Annotated in this window: 17 protein-coding genes; 6 read left to right on the top strand and 11 right to left on the bottom strand. The window is 68.7% G+C overall.

Going from position 1 to position 19,228, the window contains the following annotated elements:
* Positions 1-45 precede the first annotated feature (45 nt).
* The 3 genes from N5875_RS03595 to N5875_RS03585 all read left to right on the top strand — a co-directional run bounded on the left by N5875_RS03595 (position 46) and on the right by N5875_RS03585 (position 2,452).
* Positions 46-606: a DM13 domain-containing protein gene (locus N5875_RS03595; RefSeq protein WP_338491761.1), complete on the top strand. Its 561-nt coding sequence runs from the start codon at positions 46-48 to the stop codon at positions 604-606.
* A gap of 269 nt (positions 607-875) precedes the next feature.
* Complete coding sequence (locus N5875_RS03590; RefSeq protein ID WP_338491759.1) at positions 876-1,313, top strand: NfeD family protein; 438 nt, start codon at positions 876-878, stop codon at positions 1,311-1,313.
* A 29-nt stretch (positions 1,314-1,342) separates the two neighbouring features.
* On the top strand, positions 1,343-2,452 hold the full coding sequence (locus N5875_RS03585) for an SPFH domain-containing protein (RefSeq protein ID WP_338491757.1): 1,110 nt from the start codon (positions 1,343-1,345) through the stop codon (positions 2,450-2,452).
* A gap of 288 nt (positions 2,453-2,740) precedes the next feature.
* Here N5875_RS03585 and N5875_RS03580 read toward each other — a convergent pair whose 3' ends face one another.
* The 5 genes from N5875_RS03580 to N5875_RS03560 all read right to left on the bottom strand — a co-directional run bounded on the left by N5875_RS03580 (position 2,741) and on the right by N5875_RS03560 (position 5,568).
* Positions 2,741-3,061: a hypothetical protein gene (locus N5875_RS03580; protein ID WP_338491756.1), complete on the bottom strand. Its 321-nt coding sequence runs from the start codon at positions 3,059-3,061 to the stop codon at positions 2,741-2,743.
* Between the two features lie 301 nt (positions 3,062-3,362).
* Positions 3,363-3,968, bottom strand: coding sequence for a DNA-3-methyladenine glycosylase I (locus tag N5875_RS03575; RefSeq protein WP_338491754.1), 606 nt, complete (start codon positions 3,966-3,968; stop codon positions 3,363-3,365).
* A gap of 24 nt (positions 3,969-3,992) precedes the next feature.
* Positions 3,993-4,280 carry a hypothetical protein gene (locus tag N5875_RS03570; RefSeq protein WP_338491753.1) on the bottom strand — a complete coding sequence of 96 codons (288 nt, stop codon included), beginning with the start codon at positions 4,278-4,280 and terminating at the stop codon, positions 3,993-3,995.
* Between the two features lie 64 nt (positions 4,281-4,344).
* Positions 4,345-4,887: a TetR/AcrR family transcriptional regulator gene (locus tag N5875_RS03565; RefSeq protein WP_338491752.1), complete on the bottom strand. Its 543-nt coding sequence runs from the start codon at positions 4,885-4,887 to the stop codon at positions 4,345-4,347.
* A 429-nt stretch (positions 4,888-5,316) separates the two neighbouring features.
* Positions 5,317-5,568, bottom strand: a complete 252-nt coding sequence (locus N5875_RS03560; protein ID WP_338499077.1) for a helix-turn-helix domain-containing protein — start codon at positions 5,566-5,568, stop codon at positions 5,317-5,319.
* A gap of 778 nt (positions 5,569-6,346) precedes the next feature.
* On the opposite strand from N5875_RS03560, the gene N5875_RS03555 reads away from it, so the two are divergent.
* Both N5875_RS03555 and N5875_RS03550 read left to right on the top strand, forming a co-directional pair.
* A complete protein-coding gene (locus N5875_RS03555) occupies positions 6,347-7,483 on the top strand; it encodes a tyrosine-type recombinase/integrase (protein WP_338491750.1) in 1,137 nt (378 codons plus the stop codon).
* Positions 7,484-7,784: 301 nt separating this feature from the next.
* Positions 7,785-8,474: a DUF1345 domain-containing protein gene (locus N5875_RS03550; protein ID WP_338499076.1), complete on the top strand. Its 690-nt coding sequence runs from the start codon at positions 7,785-7,787 to the stop codon at positions 8,472-8,474.
* Positions 8,475-8,559: 85 nt separating this feature from the next.
* Here N5875_RS03550 and N5875_RS03545 read toward each other — a convergent pair whose 3' ends face one another.
* A complete protein-coding gene (locus tag N5875_RS03545; protein WP_338491748.1) occupies positions 8,560-9,621 on the bottom strand; it encodes a zinc-binding dehydrogenase in 1,062 nt (353 codons plus the stop codon).
* A gap of 252 nt (positions 9,622-9,873) precedes the next feature.
* Between N5875_RS03545 and N5875_RS03540 the strand changes: the two genes are divergently transcribed.
* Positions 9,874-13,089 (top strand): cytochrome P450, encoded by a 3,216-nt coding sequence (locus N5875_RS03540; protein ID WP_338491746.1) that lies wholly within the window; start codon positions 9,874-9,876, stop codon positions 13,087-13,089.
* 71 nt (positions 13,090-13,160) lie between these two features.
* Here N5875_RS03540 and N5875_RS03535 read toward each other — a convergent pair whose 3' ends face one another.
* From N5875_RS03535 to N5875_RS03515, 5 genes are all read right to left on the bottom strand, one after another.
* Positions 13,161-13,787, bottom strand: coding sequence for a TetR/AcrR family transcriptional regulator (locus N5875_RS03535; protein WP_338491744.1), 627 nt, complete (start codon positions 13,785-13,787; stop codon positions 13,161-13,163).
* A gap of 51 nt (positions 13,788-13,838) precedes the next feature.
* Positions 13,839-16,028, bottom strand: a complete 2,190-nt coding sequence (locus tag N5875_RS03530) for a SpoIIE family protein phosphatase (RefSeq protein ID WP_338491743.1) — start codon at positions 16,026-16,028, stop codon at positions 13,839-13,841.
* 48 nt (positions 16,029-16,076) lie between these two features.
* Positions 16,077-16,943, bottom strand: coding sequence for a phytanoyl-CoA dioxygenase family protein (locus N5875_RS03525; protein WP_318212018.1), 867 nt, complete (start codon positions 16,941-16,943; stop codon positions 16,077-16,079).
* Positions 16,944-17,195: 252 nt separating this feature from the next.
* Positions 17,196-18,848, bottom strand: a complete 1,653-nt coding sequence (locus N5875_RS03520) for a transporter (protein WP_318212017.1) — start codon at positions 18,846-18,848, stop codon at positions 17,196-17,198.
* On the bottom strand, positions 18,845-19,078 hold the full coding sequence (locus tag N5875_RS03515) for a hypothetical protein (protein ID WP_318212016.1): 234 nt from the start codon (positions 19,076-19,078) through the stop codon (positions 18,845-18,847). The genes N5875_RS03520 and N5875_RS03515 overlap by 4 nt, the downstream gene beginning before the upstream one ends.
* Positions 19,079-19,228: the final 150 nt, after the last annotated feature.

Here is a 19,228-nt window from a genome sequence, read left to right as displayed (position 1 = left end):
TGAATGACCGACGTACAAGAATCGAATGGATCAGGGAGCGGGAACATGGTCACGGTGTCGCGTCGCGGGATCACCATGGGAGTCGTGGCCGTGGTGCTGGTGGGGCTCGGCGTCGGCCTGGTCTGGTTCCAGCCCTGGAAACTCTTCGTGGACGAGACCGTCCGTGAAGACCTGCCCACGGCGGCGGCCCCCACGGCGAGCGCTGCCTCGCCCCAGCGTCCCGCCGCCTCCGTCGCCCCCACCCCGGCCGCGCCCCGGACGGTGGCCTCGGGCGAGCTGATCAGCCACGAGCACACCACCTCCGGCACCGTGAAGCTCGTCCGCCTCCCGGACGGCACACACACGCTCCGTCTGGAGAACCTGGACACCAGCAACGGCCCGGACCTCCGGGTCTGGCTGACCGACGCCCCCGTGAAGCAGGGTGAGGCCGGATGGCACGTCTTCGACGACGGCCGCTACCTGAGCCTCGGAAAGCTCAAGGGGAACAAGGGGGACCAGAACTACGCCCTGCCCGAGGGCACCGACCTCACGAAGTACACCAGCGTCAGCATCTGGTGCGACCGCTTCGACGTCTCCTTCGGCGCCGCCGAACTGACCCGCATCTGATCCTTCTCTGGCTGCAGGAGACCGACGGACCGGCACTGTGCCCGAGTGGCGAGGGCCCACTGCCCTGACGGGACGAACCAGCGGCTGTCGTGGTCCTCGTCAGCCTGCTTCCGGTATCAATGTTCGCCGGGCCGAACCGGCACCGAAAGCGGGTAGGGCCCCCTGTCGCCGTCTGGGCGTCCTGATCGCGGCCCGGGCCGGACGGGACCCTTCTGTCAGGGTTCCGGGTGATTTGTTCGTGGGTAGGTCTCCTGGAGGAGGCTGACTCGATGCCTTGGTTCGTATGGATGCTCGCCGCCGGGGTGCTCGGTGCCGCGGAGTTTTTCACCCTGACGCTGGTTTTCGGGCTGCTGGCGGGCGCTGCCCTGGTCGCTGCTGTGGTTGCTGGTGTGGGCATCGGTCTCCTTGGTCAGCTTGTGGCGTTCGGAGTCACAGCGGCAGCTGGTCTCCTCATCGTCCGTCCTGTCGCGCTGCGGCAAATGGCGAAGGCACCCCTCACGCGTGAGGGAAGCGATGCGCTGATCGGCAAGAGGGCCGAGGTGATGCAGGAGGTCACCGCGACCCGCGGCCTGATCAAGATCTCTGGTGAGGAGTGGTCCGCTCGCGCTCTCGACGAAAGCCTTGTGATCCCGGTGGGCGCGCTGGTGGATGTCATGGAGATCGAAGGCGCTACGGCTGTCGTCTACCCCCGCGAACTGCTTCCGTGAACGGCTGAACACGTCCCAACGGAGGAATTGTGGATCCGGTTGTCATCCCGATTCTTGTGGCGGCGATTGTTGTCGCCTTCCTCGTGGCTGCCACGGTGCGGATCGTTCCGCAGGCGCGCCGGTACAACATCGAGCGGTTCGGCCGGTATCGCCGGACGCTGCAACCCGGCCTGAACTTCGTCCTGCCGGTGGCGGACCGTGTCAACACCAAACTCGACGTGCGCGAACAGGTCTATTCGTCCGAGCCCAAGCCGGTGATCACCGAGGACAACCTCGTGGTGAACATCGACACCGTCCTCTACTACCAGATCACCGACCCACGGGCGGCGGCCTACGAGGTCGCTGACTACCTGCATGCCATCGATCAGCTCACCGTGACCACCCTGCGGAACGTCATCGGCTCCATGGACCTGGAGCAGACGCTCACCTCACGCGAGGAGATCAACACCCGGCTCCGCACCGTCCTCGACGACGCCACCGGCAAGTGGGGCATCCGGGTCAACCGCGTCGAGATCAAGGCCATCGACCCACCGCACACCATCAAAGAGGCCATGGAGAAGCAGATGCGGGCCGAGCGTGACAAGCGCGCCGCCATCCTGCACGCCGAAGGCGAGCGGCAAGCCAAGATTCTCACCGCGGAGGGCACGAAGCAGAAGGACATCCTGGAAGCACAGGGCACACAGCAAGCCATGATCTTGCGGGCGGACGGCGAGGCGAAGGCGGTGGAGCGCGTCTTCCAGGCCGTCCATCGCAACAACGCCGACCCGAAGATCCTGGCCTACAAGTACCTCGAGACGCTCCCGCATCTGGCGAAGAGTGACAACAACACGTTCTGGGTGATCCCGGGGGAGCTGACCGAGGCAGTTCGCGCCGTCACCCACGCGTTCGGCGATCAGTCGACGATGGGTCTTCCCGCATCTACGCAACCGGAGGAAGCAACCACTGCCGATGCCGACGGTGCGGCGGACGAAGACGGGGCTCCGGAGCTCGAGGCAGGCTCGCCGCTTCCGCTCGACGCTGCCGCGGCTGCCGATGAGGTCGCGAAGCAGGCCGCCGCCGTAGTGAGCGACGCGAAGGCCGAGGCCGAGGCCGCGAGGGCGCCCGAGGTGCCGGGCCGAGGGCACACGTCCGGCGATTGAGCGCCGCGACGGCGAGGGCCCCGGTCCACCCATGTGGCGATGTGCCTGGCCGAGATCGCTATCCGCGACATCCTCGGTCGGCCAGGTCCCCGCCCGCCGGACCAGCCCGGCCGGGTCCTCGAGCTCGCCCGCGTGGCCATCGGCGTGTCGGTGCTCCCTGGGCTGCTGCCGTTCAGACAGGCAGTTTCGCCTCTTGGCCATGACCAACTGCCTCCTTCCGGCGCGATGCACGCGTATGGACCGCCCGCACCCCACCTCTAACGGTCGCCGGCGCGGTCCGGCAGCTGGTCAGGGCAGGGCCGTGCGCCGTTCGGCCTCCTGCCGGACCGAGGCCAGGGACGCGGCGACGGTCGCCTCCCACCGTGGGGCGACCAGGCCGCCCCACCACTGCCCGGCCCGCCACAGATCGGTGGCGAGCTCACCCTCGTACACCAGCCGCGTACCGACGCCGTGCTCGGTGAGGTTGAACGACTCGGTAACGGCCGGGACGGGACCGCGCACCAGGCGGAAGTCGATCCGCTCCGGGCGGGTGAACCGCACCGTCTCCACGGTGGTCGCCGTCAGCCGTCCGCCGGCGACCGGGGTGCGATGGGCCGAATCCACGGCCACGGCCTGTAGGCCATCAGCCGTCGGGCTGGAATGAGGAACCGGCTCTCACGCCGCCAGGAGTCGATGCAGGCGCTCGGCTGGGGTATCCCAGTCGAGCGTTTTGCGTGGCCGGCTGTATGTCGGCGCATCTTGATGCCCTGGTCCCAGGTCAGCGAACGCCTCAGGTGCGCTGGGAGCGTCCCCGCGGTATCGATCAACGCGTCACGGACCTGCCGCCGACGGTCCGCGGGGCCGGTGGAAGTCGTAGCGGATGTCCGGTACGCCCAGGGCCTGACAAGGGCGCGTTGTGGTGGGGCGCCGATTACCGGGGTGGTGTGAATGTACGGCGACTGGCGGCGGCCAGGGACCGGACAACGCAGCCGGTGGCGTGGTCGTTGACCAGCCCCATGGCCTGCATGAAGGCGAACACGGTCGTCGGTCCGACGAACTTCCACCCGCGCTTCTTAAGTTCCTTCGACAAGGCGACCGAGGCAGGCGAGGTCGAGACTGTCTGAGGCGGGTCGAGCTCCTCCGGGGCCGGTTCGTAGCGCCAGAAGAAACCGGCCAGTGAGTCGGCCTCGTCTTCGAGCTCGACGGCCTTTCGGGCGTTGTTGATGACGGCCTCGATCTTTCCCCGGTGCCGGACGATCCCGCTGTCGCCGAGCAGCCGCTCGACGTCGGCCTCGTCGAAACCAGCCACGGCGTGGAAGTCGAATCCGGTGAACGCGCGTCGGAAGTTCTCCCGCTTGGTCAGGATCGTGCGCCAGCTCAGGCCGGACTGGAATCCTTCCAGGCTGATCTTCTCGAACAGCCGCCGGTCATCTGCTACGGGGAAGCCCCACTCGGTGTCGTGATAGGTGAGGAACTCCGGTGCGGCGCCAGCCCAGCCACAGCGGGGCCGGCCATCGGTGGCGAGGAAGAGGTCCATGTGCCTTCGTGCTTCCCGGTCCGGTCAGTTGGTGAGGAAGGACAGCCGCGGGTCGGTCAGGTTCGGGTCGACTTCGATGACCTCCGCGGTCACGACGTCGTGGGCGACGAACGGATCCTCGGCAACCCGAGCCTGGAGCGCCTCGGGCGTGAGACCCGTGGCGAGCACGGCGCCGCCCTGCCCGGGCCGGATGCTCCCGACCAGGAGGAACACGCCGTCGTCCATGCCGCGGCGGATCCAGTCTTGATGCCCGGCCATGTGCTGGGGCGCCTCGGCCTTGTTGGCAGAGAAGCGAAGCAGGACGACGTACACGTCGGTCTCCTTACGGAAGGTCGAAAAGTGGACGGGCAGGGTTCAGTGCGGAGGGGCAGACCGGTCAGGGGGTGACGAACTGTTCGGTCAACCAGGTGTTGAGTCGATCGACCTCGCGGTGAACGAAGTCGCGGTCGTGGAAGGCGTTCGACAGCGTCGCGACGCCCTGGCTGAAGGTCAGGACATGCAGGGCGAGGTCGTCGGCGTCCGCCGTCCTGCCGAGTTCTTCGAACTGCGTACGCAGCCAGGTGCGGAACACCTCGAACACGCCGACCGCGTGTGCGCGCGAGGGGTGGTCGAGCTTGGCCAGCTCGTTGGTCAGCGTGCCGACCGGACATCCGTAGTTCTCGATGTCGCCCTGGTTGGTGATGACGATCTCGACGAACCGCCGTACCCGCTCCAGTGGGGCAGATGCTCCCTCGCCCCACTCGGCCAGCATCTCTCGTGTGCTTGCCAGGCGAGCCTCGATCACCGCTTCGAGGATCTCGTCCTTGGTCTTGAAGTGGTAGTAGAAGTTCCCTCGGGAGATCCCGACCGTTTCAGCGATCGCGGCGAACGAGGTCCGCTCGAACCCCTGCTCATAGAACAAGCGGTTCGCCGCGTCCACGATCTGCTCCCGCGTACCCACCAGCATCCACCTCGCGGCACTCACCCACGCCTAGGACGGATGTCCTAGACGGATGCCGGAACTCTAGGACATCCGCCCTAGAGAGGTAAAGCCGCCGCCGGCAACGTCACGGCAAGCGCCGCGCGCGTCATGTCCGACAGGTCAGAGCAGCACCCAGCGGGAGATAGATCCCAATGACGGCAGGCGGCCCGAACAGCCGGGTCTTGACAAGCGGTCGGCGGGCGGGAAGGGGTGCCCCGGGATCGACGGTCGTCGGGTGTCGGCGAGTCCGGGGTCGGTCAGGGGGCGCGCTGATCGGGATGCCGGCGAAGTGCCCAGAAGGTCTTCCAGAGATTCGGGGGATCCCCCTTTGGGGAATCACAGGCCGCATGCCGGAAGGGGTGTGTCGGTGAGCATGGCGGCACGCCTCTAATGGATTTTCTGCTGCTCCAGCCACTTGAAGATCTCGGCCTTCTTGTACAGCACCTTGGCGTTCCTGCCTCGGCCGAGCTTGTAGCCCTTCGAGCCCAGTTTCGATGCCTCCTTATAGACCCGGCTCGTGGACATGTTGAGCATCGTGGCGACCTCGGAAGTGTCCATAAGGACGGGCTCGACGCTGCGGCGCCTGTCCGACGAGTTGATGTCGGTGCGGGTCTCGTCGGAGTGCGACTGCGGTTCCACGGTGGGCAAGATGGCTCCTTGAGGCTGGCCTGAGCCTGGTCGCGGCATCGACTCGCGCTCAGCTCTGGCCGAATTCCAAACGTCCTTGACGCCCGCCCTGTGTCACCGTCAGGAGTCACCGGACGAGCTAGAGCCATGGTCATGAGAATGGCCGGTTTGGCTAACCGGCGATTCGCGGCTATGCGGCCCCGCCGCCTCGGCCTCTCGGATTGCTCTTGAACCATTGGGGGCCTCCTTCTTTGAGGGGGATGCGGAGGGGCCCGGGCCGATCGACCCATGTCGGTATGCAGCCCGGATCCCTCGCGACCGCCCTCGCTCCTGGCCTCCCGGACCACCAGAGTGACGGTGATCACGGGCACCCTTCGGAGGCTGCTGCGTAGGCTTGTGCAGTCGTCGCGGTGGGGTTCAGGGGGGGTTGGCGAAGCCCTCCTGCAGTCACCTGACGGTCCGTCAGAAGAGTCGGCAATTGGTCAGCATCAGTCCTCAAAAACCTGGTGAAAGCTGACCGAACATGCGACTCGTTGTAAGGTAGGGAAACCGCCCTTGACCTGCAAAAACGCAGGCAGGGAGCCTAGCTCCAGGAGTACCTCGATGATGCGCACTCTGTTCAAGTCCAAGATCTGACTATTTGGCGTCGCCGCAGGTCAGGGGCATCATGTGCCCCCCTCAGGTCAGCAAACGGTCAGCATGCGTCCGCATGGTGTCCCCGCTTGCTGACCTCCGACCTGCGATGCGGTGCCTGAGCATGATTCTTGGGCTGGAACGGATGGTGCGTGACATGGCCCGACAGCTCGCCCGCGGCATGGGGTCCTTCTTCAAGGACTGCGGCTGCGCGAAGCCCACCCGCTGCCCTCACCCGTACATGATCCGTTTCCGGGACGCGCTGGGTAAGCAGCGTGAGGAGTCCGGTTACGGCACGCAGGACGACGCGATCGAACGTCTCACGCAGCTCTACGCGGAGAAGAAGACCACGGCGCCGTCCGTGGCGGCGGCCCGCCGCGAACTGGGTCAGCAGACGATCGAGGAATACGCGAAGCAGTGGCGGCCGCGGCAGCGCAAGATGACCGACTACTCCACTGGCTGGCACGTCGACAGCTCGATCAACGTGCACATCGTCCCGCGCCTGGGATCGCGGAAGCTGAACTCGGTCACGCCGATGGTGGTCGAGCGGTTCCTGGACGAGATGGAGAGCGACGGAGTCGGCCGGGGAAACCAGGTGAACATATTCCGGGTCCTCAAGACCATCCTGCGGGACGCCTACGCCAAGGGGGCCATGGCGGACGACCCGGTGAAGGGGGTGCAGGAGCCGGAATACGTGCGTGAGCAGGTCGCCATTCCCTCGCTCACCTACGTGAAGCGGGCGTTGGCGGTTGCCGATGCGGACCTTGCGCTGGAGATCGTCATGATGGCGGGATGCGGGCTCCGGAATGGCGAGGCGCGGGCGGTGAACGTCAACAACGTCGTGGCCAAGGACGTGTACCGGGTCGACGAGCAGATCCATTCCAATACGCACAAGCCGGCGAAGCTGAAGCACCGGAAGACGGGGGAGTTCCGCGAGGTGCCTCTGCCCCGATCGGTCCATGAGGCGATCGAGCGCTACGCGGAGAAGTACGGCACAACAGGGGACGGGTATCTGCTGCGGGGTCCCAGTGGCTGCTACACGGAGCCGATGGAGCGGCGGCGTGTGAAGCGCCTCTTCGAGAACCTCCCGCCAGAGCAAGGCGTGGGGATGTACGGCTTCCGGCACTACTTCGCCTCGAACGCCCTCGGCAACGGCATCCCCATCACCGACGTGGCGGAGTGGATGGGCCACAAGTCCATCGAGGAGACGTACCGCACCTACCGTCACCTGATGCCGGGCAGCATCACCAAGGCCGCCCGGATCCTCGACGCCGGGCTCTGGGAGGCGGCCTGATTCCCGGTTTCTTACGAGTCTTAGGGTCGGTCTTTCGTGACCGGAGTGTGGAACCTGCGTTGGCGATGGCCAGCACCCGGTTGTTCCCGGCACCAGCTTACGCAGATGGACGGCGAACGCGTCCGGAGGAGGGGGAAGTACGGCGGGGCGGGAAGCGAGTGCACACCACCAGCGCGTCGTTCGGTGGACGGCGGCCTTGGATGGCCGCCCTTTCGTACGATCACGTTCTGTTCCACATTCCTTTGCGGGGCCGGGCGGTTGTCGTCGCATGCGCGGGGACGTTCGAGAGGAGGCGCGGCCGGTGCATTCATGGCTCTCCGAGCGTCGCCGGTCCGCGGTGAGTACGGTCGTCGGGGCGTGCGTCGCCGCGCTCCTCGGCCTGCTGGGGGTTCTCGCGCCGGGGTCCGTGTCCGCCTCCAGTGCCGATCTGGGCGTGGTGGCACTGTTCGCCTACCTGATCTGCTACCTGGTGGTCACGCTGAGAGCCTTTTCGGCCGCGCCGCCGGAACGGATCCGCTTCTGGGCCAGGAGGGAGGAGCGTGGGACGGTGCTGCAGCGTTACCTTCTGGGGACCGCGCCGGGCCCCGGCGTGTCGGTCCTCATCGCGTCGGCGGCGCTCGTGGTGTCGGCGGTGTGGCGTCCCGGGCATCTGGGTTCCGCCTTCCCGGCGGGCGCGCGGGTTCTGATGGCGCTCGGTCTCGTCGTCGTCGCCTGGATCTGCGTTCTGGTCGCCTTCGCGGTCGCGTTCCATGCCGACAACCTCGTGGAGGACGAGGCGGCGCTGGACTTCCCGGGTGGGGAGACGGCGGCTTGGGCTGACTACGTGTACTTCGCCCTGTCGGTCATGACGACATTCGGGACGACGGACGTCACGGTGATGTCGAGGGAGATGCGCCGGACGGTGGCGGCCAACGCGACCATCGCGTTCGTCTTCAACACGGTGATCGTGGCCGGCATGGTCGCAGCACTGGACAGTGGGCAGGGCGTCTGACAGGTGCCGGCGGTCCTCGGGCGATGGTGGGGCGGTAGCCGGTTCGTCCGCGCGTGCGGAGTGAGCCGGCCACCGCCCTTCGTGCTCAGGGGGTGAGCACGAGGCGGATCGGGTCCCCGTTCTTCTTCTCCAGGCGGGCGACGGCCTCCGCGGCTTCCGCCAGCGGGACGTGGGCGCTGACGGAGGGGCCGAGGTCGATCCGTCCGGCGGCCGCCAGGCCGACGAGCTGTTCCACGTGCTCCGGCTCGGAGCCGTAGTGGCCGCGGACCTGGTTGACGTTGAAGCAGAATCCGATGCTGTCGGCGATCGTGACCGGCTCCGGGGTGAGTCCGGCGAGGACGAGCGAACCGAAGGGACCGAGGACGGACGCGGCCTGGGCGCGGGCGGCGCCCACGCCGGCGAAGTCGAAGGCGACGTCGAGGCCGCGCCCGGCCGTCGCCTCCCGCACCGCCTCCGCGAAGTCCGGGGCGAGGGGGTCGAGGGCGACGTCCGCGCCGAAGAGGAGGGCCCGCTCGCGGGCCGAGGGCAGCGGGTCGATCGCGAGGATCGGGGCCGCGCCGACCATCCGGGCGAGCCGCACGGCGTGGGCGCCGAGGCCGCCCGCGCCCCAGATGCCGACCGACTGGGCGGGGCGGACCGCGCCGGTGCCCACGATCGCGGCGTACGGGGTGGAGACCGCGTCGGGGATGATCGCGGCCTGGTCGAAGGGCAGGTCGTCCGGGATGGGCAGCAACGTGCCCTCGCGGGCGATCGCGTACTGCGCCCAGCCGCCGTCGTAGTCGAGGCCGCGGGTGATCGGCCGGTGGCACGTCATCCGTCGCAGGCAGCCGCCGCAGTCGCCGCAGGCCTCGCCGGCCTGGAGGACCACGCGCTGTCCGGGCGTCCAGTCGCCCTTCACGTCCGGGCCGAGGGTGTGGACGACTCCGGCGACCTCGTGGCCGAGGGTGACGGCGCCCGCCTTCGTGACGGCGTCGGTGGGGAAGAAGGGGCTCAGGCTGCCGTCGATCAGATGGATGTCGGACAGGCAGACGCCGGCGGCCCGCACCTCCACGAGGACCTCGCCCGGGCCGGGGACCGGGATCGGGACCTCTTCGACGGCGAAGGTACGGGTGTCCAGGCGCAGCCGCCCGGCCAGCATGGTGTTCATGCGGAGACCTCGATGTGCTCGATGAAGGAAGCGCGTGCGTAGCTCAGGCGCTCGACATGGTCGACTGACCATGTCGATTAACCGTGTCTACTGACGGTGTCATCTGTCAAGCCGCTCCCGCCAGACGTTTGCGGAGTGCTCCGAGTTCCGTCCTGCGACTGTGTCGTTCAGTACAGTCATCCGACATGTTCACTCGACAAAGTCGCATGTATGTTGGCTGGTGACTGCTGGAGTGCAACGAAAGGCACGCTCATGACTCAGGTGTCCGTAGGCGCGGCGCGGGCGATCCCCGAGCGCCCCCCGCTGCCCCTCGTAGGCCACGCGTTCAACGTTCCGGCGGGCGCGGACTTCCTGGCCTACCTGCTGAAGGAGTTCAGGGAATTCGGGCCCGTGTACCGGCTGCGGCTCTTCGGGAGGGACACCGTCATGGTCGGCGGTCTGGACCTCGTGACCGAGCTGTCGGACGAGACCCGCTTCCGCAAGCACGTGCACGCCGACCTGGTCGAGGTCCGGGCTCTGGCCGGGGACGGTCTGTTCACCGCCTACAACCACGAGCCGAACTGGCGCAAGGCCCACGACATCCTGATGCCCGCGTTCTCACTCGGCTCGATGCGCAGCTACCACGCCCCCATGCTCCAGGTCGCCCGGTCGCTGATCGGCAAGTGGGACCGGCTGGCCGGGGTGCAGTCGGTGGACGTGCCCGACGAGATGACCCGGCTGACCTTCGACACGATCGGCCTGTGCGGCTTCGGCTACGACTTCGAGTCCTTCCGCCGCGACGACCTGCACCCGTTCGTCGAGGCGATGTCCCGGGCTCTCGTCTTCGCCCAGGAGAAGGGCGAGTCCATCCCGGGCTCCGAGCTGTTCAAGAGGAAGAAGGTCGAGCAGTTCCGCGCGGACATCGACCTGATGACGGAGCTCGTCGACGACGTGATCAGGGAGCGCCGCGCCTCCGGCGACACCAGCACGGACGACCTGATGGGGCTGATGCTGCACACGAAGGACCCCGTCACCGGCGAGCCGCTGGACGACGTCAACATCCGGCACCAGGTGATCACCTTCCTGATCGCCGGCCACGAGACCACCAGCAGCGCGCTCTCCTTCGCCCTGTACTACCTGACCAAGCACCCGGAGGTCCTCGCCCGGGCCCAGGCCGAGGTGGACGCCCTGTGGGGCGACACCGAATCCCCGGACCCCCAGTACGGCGACATCGGCAAGCTCACCTACATCCGCCAGGTGCTCAACGAGAGCCTGCGACTGTGGCCGACGGCGCCCGCGTACGCCGTCGAGCCGATCGAGGACACCGTCATCGGCGGCAAGTACCCCGTACGCAAGGGCGAGTCGCTGATGGTGATCGCCTCGGCCCTGCACCGCGACGCGGCCTGGGGGGAGAACGTCGAGCTGTTCGATCCCGAGCGCTTCACGCCCGAGCGGGAGGCGGCCCGTTCGGTGCACGCCTTCAAGCCGTTCGGCAGCGGCGAACGGGCCTGCATCGGGCGGCAGTTCGCGCTGCACGAGGCTACCCTGCTGCTCGGCCTGCTGGTGCACCGCTACCGCCTGATCGACCACACCGACTACCAGATGAAGATCAAGTCGACCCTGACCATCAAGCCTGACGGGTTCAGCCTGAGGCTCGCCCGCCGCACCAGTGACGAACGGCGCCTGCCCGCCGCCGCGGCGGCGGCCCCCACCGCGGGCCGGACCGCGGCCGTGACGCGCCGGGCGAGCGGGACCGCGCTGACGCTGCTCCACGGCTCCAACCTCGGCACCTGCGCCGGCATCGCACGCGACCTCGGCACGGACGGCGAGGAGCACGGCTTCGCCCCGACCGTCACCTCCCTCGACCAGTACACCGAGCGGTTGGCCGGCTCCAAGGGACCCGTCGTCATCGTCGCCGCCTCCTACAACGGCCGCCCGACGGACGACGCCGCCGAGTTCGTCGCCTCCCTGGAGAACCTCGCCCCCGGCTCGCTCACCGGCCTGCGCTACGCCGTCCTCGGTGTCGGCGACCGCAACTGGGCCGCCACCTACCAGCGGATCCCCACCCTGATCGACGAGCGCCTGACCGCCGCCGGCGCCGTCCCGCTCCTGGAGCGCGGCAGCGCCGACGCCTCCGGCGACTTCGGCGGAGCGGTCGACCAGTGGACGGAAGACCTGTGGAAGGCGCTCCTGGAGGAGTACGGCGAGGCGGTCGCCGGTGAAGCGGCCGCCCCCGCACATGAGGTGGAGGGGGAAGGGCTGTACGAGCTGGAGGACACCTCGGAGTCGGTCCTCGGAGGTCTCGCCGAGCGCCACGGCGTCCAGCCGATGGAGGTCCTCGAAGCGTACGAACTCGTCGACACCGACCACGAACTGGGCCGCTCCAAGCGGTTCCTGCGGCTCCGGCTGCCCGAGGGCGTCACCTACCGCACCGCCGACCACCTGGCCGTCCTGCCCAGCAATCCCGAGGATCTCGTCCGGCGCGTCGCCGACCGCTTCGGCCTCGACCTGGACCGCACCGTCCGGCTGCGCGCCCGCCGCCGGAGCCGGGGCGCCCTGCCCGTGGACCGGCCGCTGACCCTGCGCCGCCTGCTCACCGACTTCGTCGAGCTCCAGGACGCGGCCGCCCAGGAGCAGGTCGCCGTGCTCGCCGAGCACACCGACTGCCCGCCCGAGAAGCAGCCGCTCACCGCCCTCGCCACCGCCGATCCCGAGACCTTCCGGGAGCAGGTGACCGTCGCGGGGCTCAGCGTCCTGGACCTCCTGGAGCGCTACCGCGCGTGCGAGCTGCCCTTCGAGCGCTTCCTGGAGCTGCTGCCGGTACTGCGCCCCCGGCACTACTCGATCTCGTCGTCGGCCGCGGCCCGGCCCGGCGAGGCCGACCTGATGGTGTCGCTGCTCGCAGCGCCCCACAGGGCGGGCGAGGGCACCTTCCGGGGCATCGCCTCGCACTTCCTGCAGACCGTGAACGCGGGCGACGTGATCCAGGCCCGGGTCCTGCCGTGCAGCGTGTCCTTCCGCCTCCCCGAGGACACCTCCGTGCCGGTGATCCTGGTCAGCGCGGGCACCGGACTCGCGCCCTTCCGCGGAGCCGTCCTGGACCGCCACCACACGGGCTCGACCGGCACCCTGCTCTGCTACTTCGGCTGCGACCACCCCGACGTGGACTTCCTGCACCGGGAGGAGTTCGAGGCGGCCGAGGCGGACGGCGCCGTCAGCATGCGTCCCACCTTCATGCACGCGCCCGAGAACGGCGCCCGTTTCGTCCAGGAGCGCATCGCCCGCGAGAGCGAGGAGGTGTGGTCGGTCCTGGAAGCCGGTGGCCGCGTCTACATCTGCGGCGACGGCCGTCGCATGGCCCCCGCCGTACGGGAGGCGTTCATGGCGATCTACCGCGAACGGACCGGTGAGAGTGACGAGCGGGCCGTGGCCTGGCTCGCCGCGCTCGTAGGATCCGGCCGCTACGTCGAGGACGTCTGGGCCGGCTGATCCTCGCAGGAAGGAAGAAACGGTTGTGGGCGCGCCTGGAAAGGTGCGCCCACAACCGTTCTCGCGTCGCGTCAGGCCATCGGTACGTCAGGCAGGCCGAGGTCCCCCTTGGCCAGCGCCACGCTCGCGCCCACGAGCGCCCTGAGCCCCGTCCGCTCGGTGTCCTCGTCCGGCAGGCACTGGAGGACCTGCATGGTGAGTCCGTCGAAGCCGGAGAGGAAGAACCGGGCCACCGTCTCCGGAGATTCGGCCAGTTCCTGCCCCGTCCTCTCGGCCGTCTCCGCGATCACCTGCGCGGTCACCTCTATGACCCGCCGGTAGTGGCTCTGCCTGGCCTCGTTGAGGCCGGGCACGCGCAGGGCGAACATGGTCAGCTCGCTGAGCAGCTGGTGGTGCGACGACGGCTCGCGCACCGTGCCCCACAGGGCCTCCGCCAGCGCGCTGAAGGTCTCCTCGAAGCCCGCGTCCTCCGGCGCCGCCCGCCGCACCTGCGTCACCAGCTCGTCGGTGATCTGGTCCATGACGGCTCGGTACAGGTCCTCCTTCGTGCCGAAGGTGTAGTGGACGGTGGCCTGCGCGACACCGAGCTCCGCGGCGATGGCGCGGGTACTCCCCGCGGCGACGCCCTCCCGGGTCATGAGGTCGATGGCCGCCTTGATCAACTGAGGGCGGCGCTCCGCCGCGGAAACATGAGCCATACGCCCACTATATCGACTTAGTCGATCGATCAAGTCGGCCCGGATCAGGCGTTACGTCACCTCGGCAGTCGACGCGCTGTCCGCGGGAAGGGCCTGCTCGGCCCAGATGACCTTGCCCTCGCGACCGTGTCGTGTCCCCCAGCGCTCCGCGCACTGCGCCACGAGGAGCAGGCCGCGGCCGCCTTCGTCGTAGATGCGGGCGCGGCGCAGATGCGGGGCGGTGCTGCTGGCGTCGGAGACCTCGCAGGTGAGCGTCGACTGGAGGATCAGTCGCAGCTGGATGGGGCTCTTGCCGTAGCGGATCGCGTTCGTGACCAGTTCGCTGACGACCAGCTCCGTGGTGAAGGAAAGTTCCTCCACCCCCCAGGCCGTCAGGACGTCGGATGCGAAGCGTCGGGCCCCGGACACGGCCGCCGGATCGGGAGGGAGGTCCATCGTGGCCACGTGGTCCGGGTCGAGGGCATGGGTCCGGGCGACGAGCAGGGCGACGTCGTCGGCGGGGCGGCCGGGCAGCAGTGCGGCCAGGAGTCGGTCGCAGATCTCCTCCAGCGAGTCCGGCGCCGAGGTGAGGACGTCGTGCAGTGTGGCGAGTCCTTGGTCCACGTTACGCGTGCGGCCGGCGATCAGCCCGTCGGTGTGCAGGACCAGCAGGCTGTTCTCCGGCAGCTCGAACTCCGCGGTTTCGAAGGGGAGTCCACCCAGGCCGAGAGGCGGTCCGATCGGTACCTCCGGCAAGGCCTCGCTGATCTTCGAGGGGGTCACCACGGTCGGCGGGACATGGCCTGCACTGGCCAGCGAGCACCTGCGCGAGACGGGGTCGTAGATCGCGTACAGGCAGGTGGCGCTGGTCTCGCCCTCGTCCGGCGACTCCTCGCGCTGCATGCGGATGACCACGTCGTCCAGATGAGTGAGGAGTTCGTCGGGCATGAGGTCGATGTCGGCGAAGGCGCGGACGGCCGTGCGGAGCCGGCCCATGGTGGCGGCGGCGCGCAGGCCGTGACCGACCACGTCGCCGACGACGAGCGCGACGCGGGCCCCCGACAGGGGAATGACGTCGTACCAGTCGCCGCCCACACCGGCTCGGGACCCGGCGGGCAGGTAACGCGCGGCCGTTTCGACGGCCGCGTGCTGCACCGTGTTCCGCGGCAGCAGGGTCCGCTGGAGGGCGAGCGCGGTGGAACGCTCATGGGTGTACCGGCGGGCGTTGTCGATGGACACCGCCGCCCTGGAGACGATCTCCTGCGCCAGCAGGAGGTCGTCGTCGTCGAAGGGGGCCGAGGTGCGATGCCGTACGAACTGCACCAGGCCGAGGATCTCCCCGCGGGCGTGCAGAGGCACGAGGAGTACGGAGTGAAGCCCGAGGTCGCGCAGTACTCGGCCGTGGGACTCCGACGGCGCCACCCACGTGGGCATCTCGGTCCCCGCGATGTGGTGCAGGACGGATCGTCCGGTCATCAGTGCGCGAACCGGTTCCGAGTCGTCGGGATAGGCGTGGGTCTCACCGACGCGGAGCAGGGACTCCGGACAGCCGTCGAGGACGGCGCGCTGGGCGACGCGGCGCTGCGTCATGGCCTCCGGCGGACCGGCGCCGGTTTCGTCGAGTGCGGAGTCGAAGAGGTCGACGGTGACGAGGTCGGCGAAGTCCTCGGTGCAGACCTCCGTCAGCTCCTCCGCGGTGCGGAAGATGTCGAGCGTGGTCCCGATGCGCTTGCTCGCCCTGTCGGTGAGGGCGAGCCGACGCTGCAGCAGGCGGTCGCGTTCCTCCTGGTAGGCGGCGACGACCTCTTCCGATGAACGGTCCACGTAGTCGAAACCGATCGCGACCAGCCTCACCGTGGCCAGGTTGATCATGTGCCAGTCGTCGGTGAGGCGGGGAGCTTCGGCCTGCAGCTGTTCGAGCAGGCTGAGATGGCCGAGCCGGTAGGCACGGAGGAGCCGGCTCACGGGGATCCCCCGCCGGGCGTAGAGGCGGGCGATGTCCAAGGCTGCCGGAGGAGCTTCCGGCGCGCCCGCGCCAGGGCGGGCCTCCAGGACGTCCAGCAGGGCTGTGACGTGCTGGGCCGTCTCCTCCAAGGTCAGGGCCTCGATGTCCTCGTTCTCCCACAGTTCGGGGAACTCGCCGTTCAGACGCTGGAGCAGCAGGCCGGCCAGCTTCTTCACCTCGGGTCTGAGGTGGCGGGCCAGCTGACCAAGGAACGCATCGACCTCGGTTCCCATAGTGCGAATGTACGGGAAAGCCATGGCGTGCGCTCCTCGGACGGCTGTGGCGGCCTCTGATCGACCCGGATCTCAGAGGCCGAGGTGGTCGCCCAGGTCGGCGTAGTCGACCTGCCACAGGCCGGGAGAGCCCGTGGGGTACTGGGAGCGGAAGCCGAGCATGCGCTGGACGCGCGGCGAGAGCGTCTTGGCGAGCTCCCTGTCGACCAGGAAGGGGTACGCCTCCTCACCCGTGAGGAAGCCCGCGTTGAACGTGAAGGCGAGGCCACGCCGGTACTCGTCGCCGGTCCGGTTCGCCCCGCCGCCGTGCGCGGTCTTGCCGCTGATGAGAAGGACGTCTCCGGCGTTCATGACGGCGGGGATCGTCTGCTCGGGGGTCCCGCGGTCCTCGAAGTCGCTCCAGTGGTTGCTTCCGGGGATGACGCGGGTGGCGCCGTTCTCCTCCGTGAAGTCGGTCAGGGCGACCAGGAAGTTGATGGTGACTTCCGGCCCGCCGGGCCCCATGCCGATGAACGGGAACCAGTTCTCCAGGTCACGGTGGAGCATCTGCGCCTTGTTGCCGGGGCCGATCTCGATCACCTGGGCGGTGGTCATCCAGTACGTGCCCGACTCCTGGAGGAAGACCAGGTCGCTGATCTCGTGGACCAGGGGGTGGTCGATGACCTCGCTGCGGAACGTGGCGCTGTGCGTCACCAGGTTCGTGAGGCGCTTGGTGTTGCTGCCGTGGAACGCGGCCACGATCTCGTCCTCGTGGAGGGACCCCGGGGCGAGCGACCGCAGCGGCTGCTCGATCTCGGCGTTGAAGCGGACGATCTGCTCCTGCGTCAGGAAGCCCTTGATGATGACGCCGCCGTCACGGGTCACGACCTTGAGGATCTCCTCCGCCGGCGTGTCGTTCGCCACGGACGTCAGCGCCTGGGCCTTCTTGTGTGTCGTCATGTGCGTTCTCTTCCTCGATCTGAATCGCGGTTGATCGAGCGTTCGATCAGCCGCGGGCGTTCCGTCTTCCGGGGACTCCCGCGCGGCGTCCTCGCGACGATCAGGTGGGTCCGGTGGTCAGGCGTTTCCGCGTTGTTCCTGTGGTGGTCGTCTCACTGTCGCCAGCCGGTACCGCAGGCGAGAACGACAGCGGGCACCTGCTTCGCCCGGGCCCGGTGCACGATGCACAGTCCGGTCGCGGGCACGGCGGAGCTATCCGCTCACGGCGTCCTCGCCTGAGTCGATGCGAGCTGCGGGGGCGCTACGGGCAGAAGCGGATCCCGACACCGCGTGCCGGCGGTGTGTGGTCCGCTCCCAGGGACGCGTGCTGCCGAGCCATCCGAGGAGGAAGGCCGCCGGTACGGAGATCAGGCCGGGGGTGTGGAGCGGGAACAGGTTGAAGTCCTGCTCCGGCAGCAGCGCGTATCTCGTCCCGGACACAGCGGGAGAGGCGAGGGTCAGGAGGGTGCACAGGGACAGCCCTCCGTAGACGAGCCACAGCAGCCCGTGGCGGTTGAAGCCGGTCCAGAAGAAGGAGTAGACGACCGCGGGGAACACACATGTGGCCGCGAGGCTCAGCGAGAAGGCGAGAAGGAACTCGATGGGATAGCGGTGTACGGCGGTGGTGAGGAGAAGGCTCACGACGCAGAGCACGACGACGGACAGCCGCAGGACCGCCGGCTCTCCGATCCCGATCCGGGTACGGCCCTTCCGCCCGAGCAGGTCGCGGGTCACGGAGACGGCGGCGGCGAAGGTCACGCTCGCCACGGCCGTGAGCACGGCGAGGAAGGCGACACAGGCCACGAGGGTGATGAGCACGACCCGGCCGGTGGAGTGGTGGGGGAGGACCTCCGACGCCAGGAGGATCGGGGCTCCCTGCCCCTTCGCGTCGACCGCTCCGATCCGTCCGCTGCCCACCACCGCGGCCGCGGCGAAGCCGGTCGTGATCAGCAGCAGGTAGAAGAGGCCGGTCAGCCCGACGGCGACGCTCAGTGAGCGCCGGGCGGCGGGCACGTCCCGGCTGGCGCTGACGCGCAGGAGCAGGTGGGGCATCATCGCGGTTCCGAGGATGACGACGATGTGGTCACTGAGCGTGCCGAGCGGTCCGCCTCCGGCGGAGTGCTCCCACAGTCCGGGGCTGAGGTATCCGCCCGGTGACACGCTCGTGTCCATGGCCGCCGACAGCAGGGATCCGGGACTCCAGTCGAAAAAGCGGAGCGCCAGCAGGGTCACCGTGGCGAGCGTCACCAGGGCCACGGGCACTTTGGCGACCTGCACGAAACTGGTGCCGCGCAGATCGGCCACCCCTGCGAAGCACGTGACCAGGAAACCCATCAGCACCGTGCACACCACCTGGGCCCGCTCGCTCGGCATGCCGATCAGCAGGGCGGTGGTGATGCCGCCGGCCCGTAGTTGCACCATGAGCAGGGGCACGGCGATGCACAGTGTCACCACGGCGCCGGCGATCCGTACTCCCGGCCCCTCGGCGCGCAGGGAGAACAGCTCGCCCAGGGTGTAGCGGCGGGTCGCGCGAATCCTGGAGGCGAGGAGCAGGAAGACGCCGAGTGCGAGGGCGCTGTCGACGGCGGTCGAGACTCCGTCGTAGCCGAAGAGGGCGATCGCTCCCGGCAGCGAGACCAGGATGATGACCGTGATCTGTTCCCCCGCCATCGCGACGCCGTTGAAGACGGGCGGGAGGGACCGGCCGGCGACGTAGAGGCGTTCCGGGTCGTCGTCCTGCGTGGCGAGCGTGAAGACCCACAGGAGGCAGAGGCCGATGAAGACGAGGAAGGCGCTGATGACCGCGCCCCTCGCGGCGGTGCCGATGAGATCGGGCGAGCCGACGCTCAGGAGGTGCGTCGTCACCACGCGCCCCCGGCCGAACGGGAGGCGGCAGTCGTCGCCGAGGCCGGTTCGAAGGAGGACACGGCCCGGTTCTCGTACCACCAGGTCCCGCCGACGAGGACGACCAGCTGGGTGAATGCCCACGTGATGGCGAGGGTGAGACGGCCGTACACGGAGATCTCTCCGAGAGTCGTGGAGCAGGAGAGCAGGACGCCGACGGCGAGCGGCAGCGCGTTGACGGTGACCAGCATCCGTGTGTCACGGGGGGAATGCCGGGAGGAATCGGAGGGCACGGGACCTCTCTCTGGAAGGACAGGGAAGACGGACTCGGTGCGAGGGGGCGGGGGACGGTCGCAGCCGTCGAGGACGGGCGAGGGAGCCGGGCAGCCGTGTTCCGTACC

The organism is Streptomyces sp. SJL17-4 (genome assembly GCF_036826855.1).
Classification (GTDB): Bacteria; Actinomycetota; Actinomycetes; order Streptomycetales; family Streptomycetaceae; genus Streptomyces.
The sequence above is the reverse complement of the archived record's forward strand: the minus strand, read 5'-3'. Positions and strand labels throughout refer to the sequence as shown.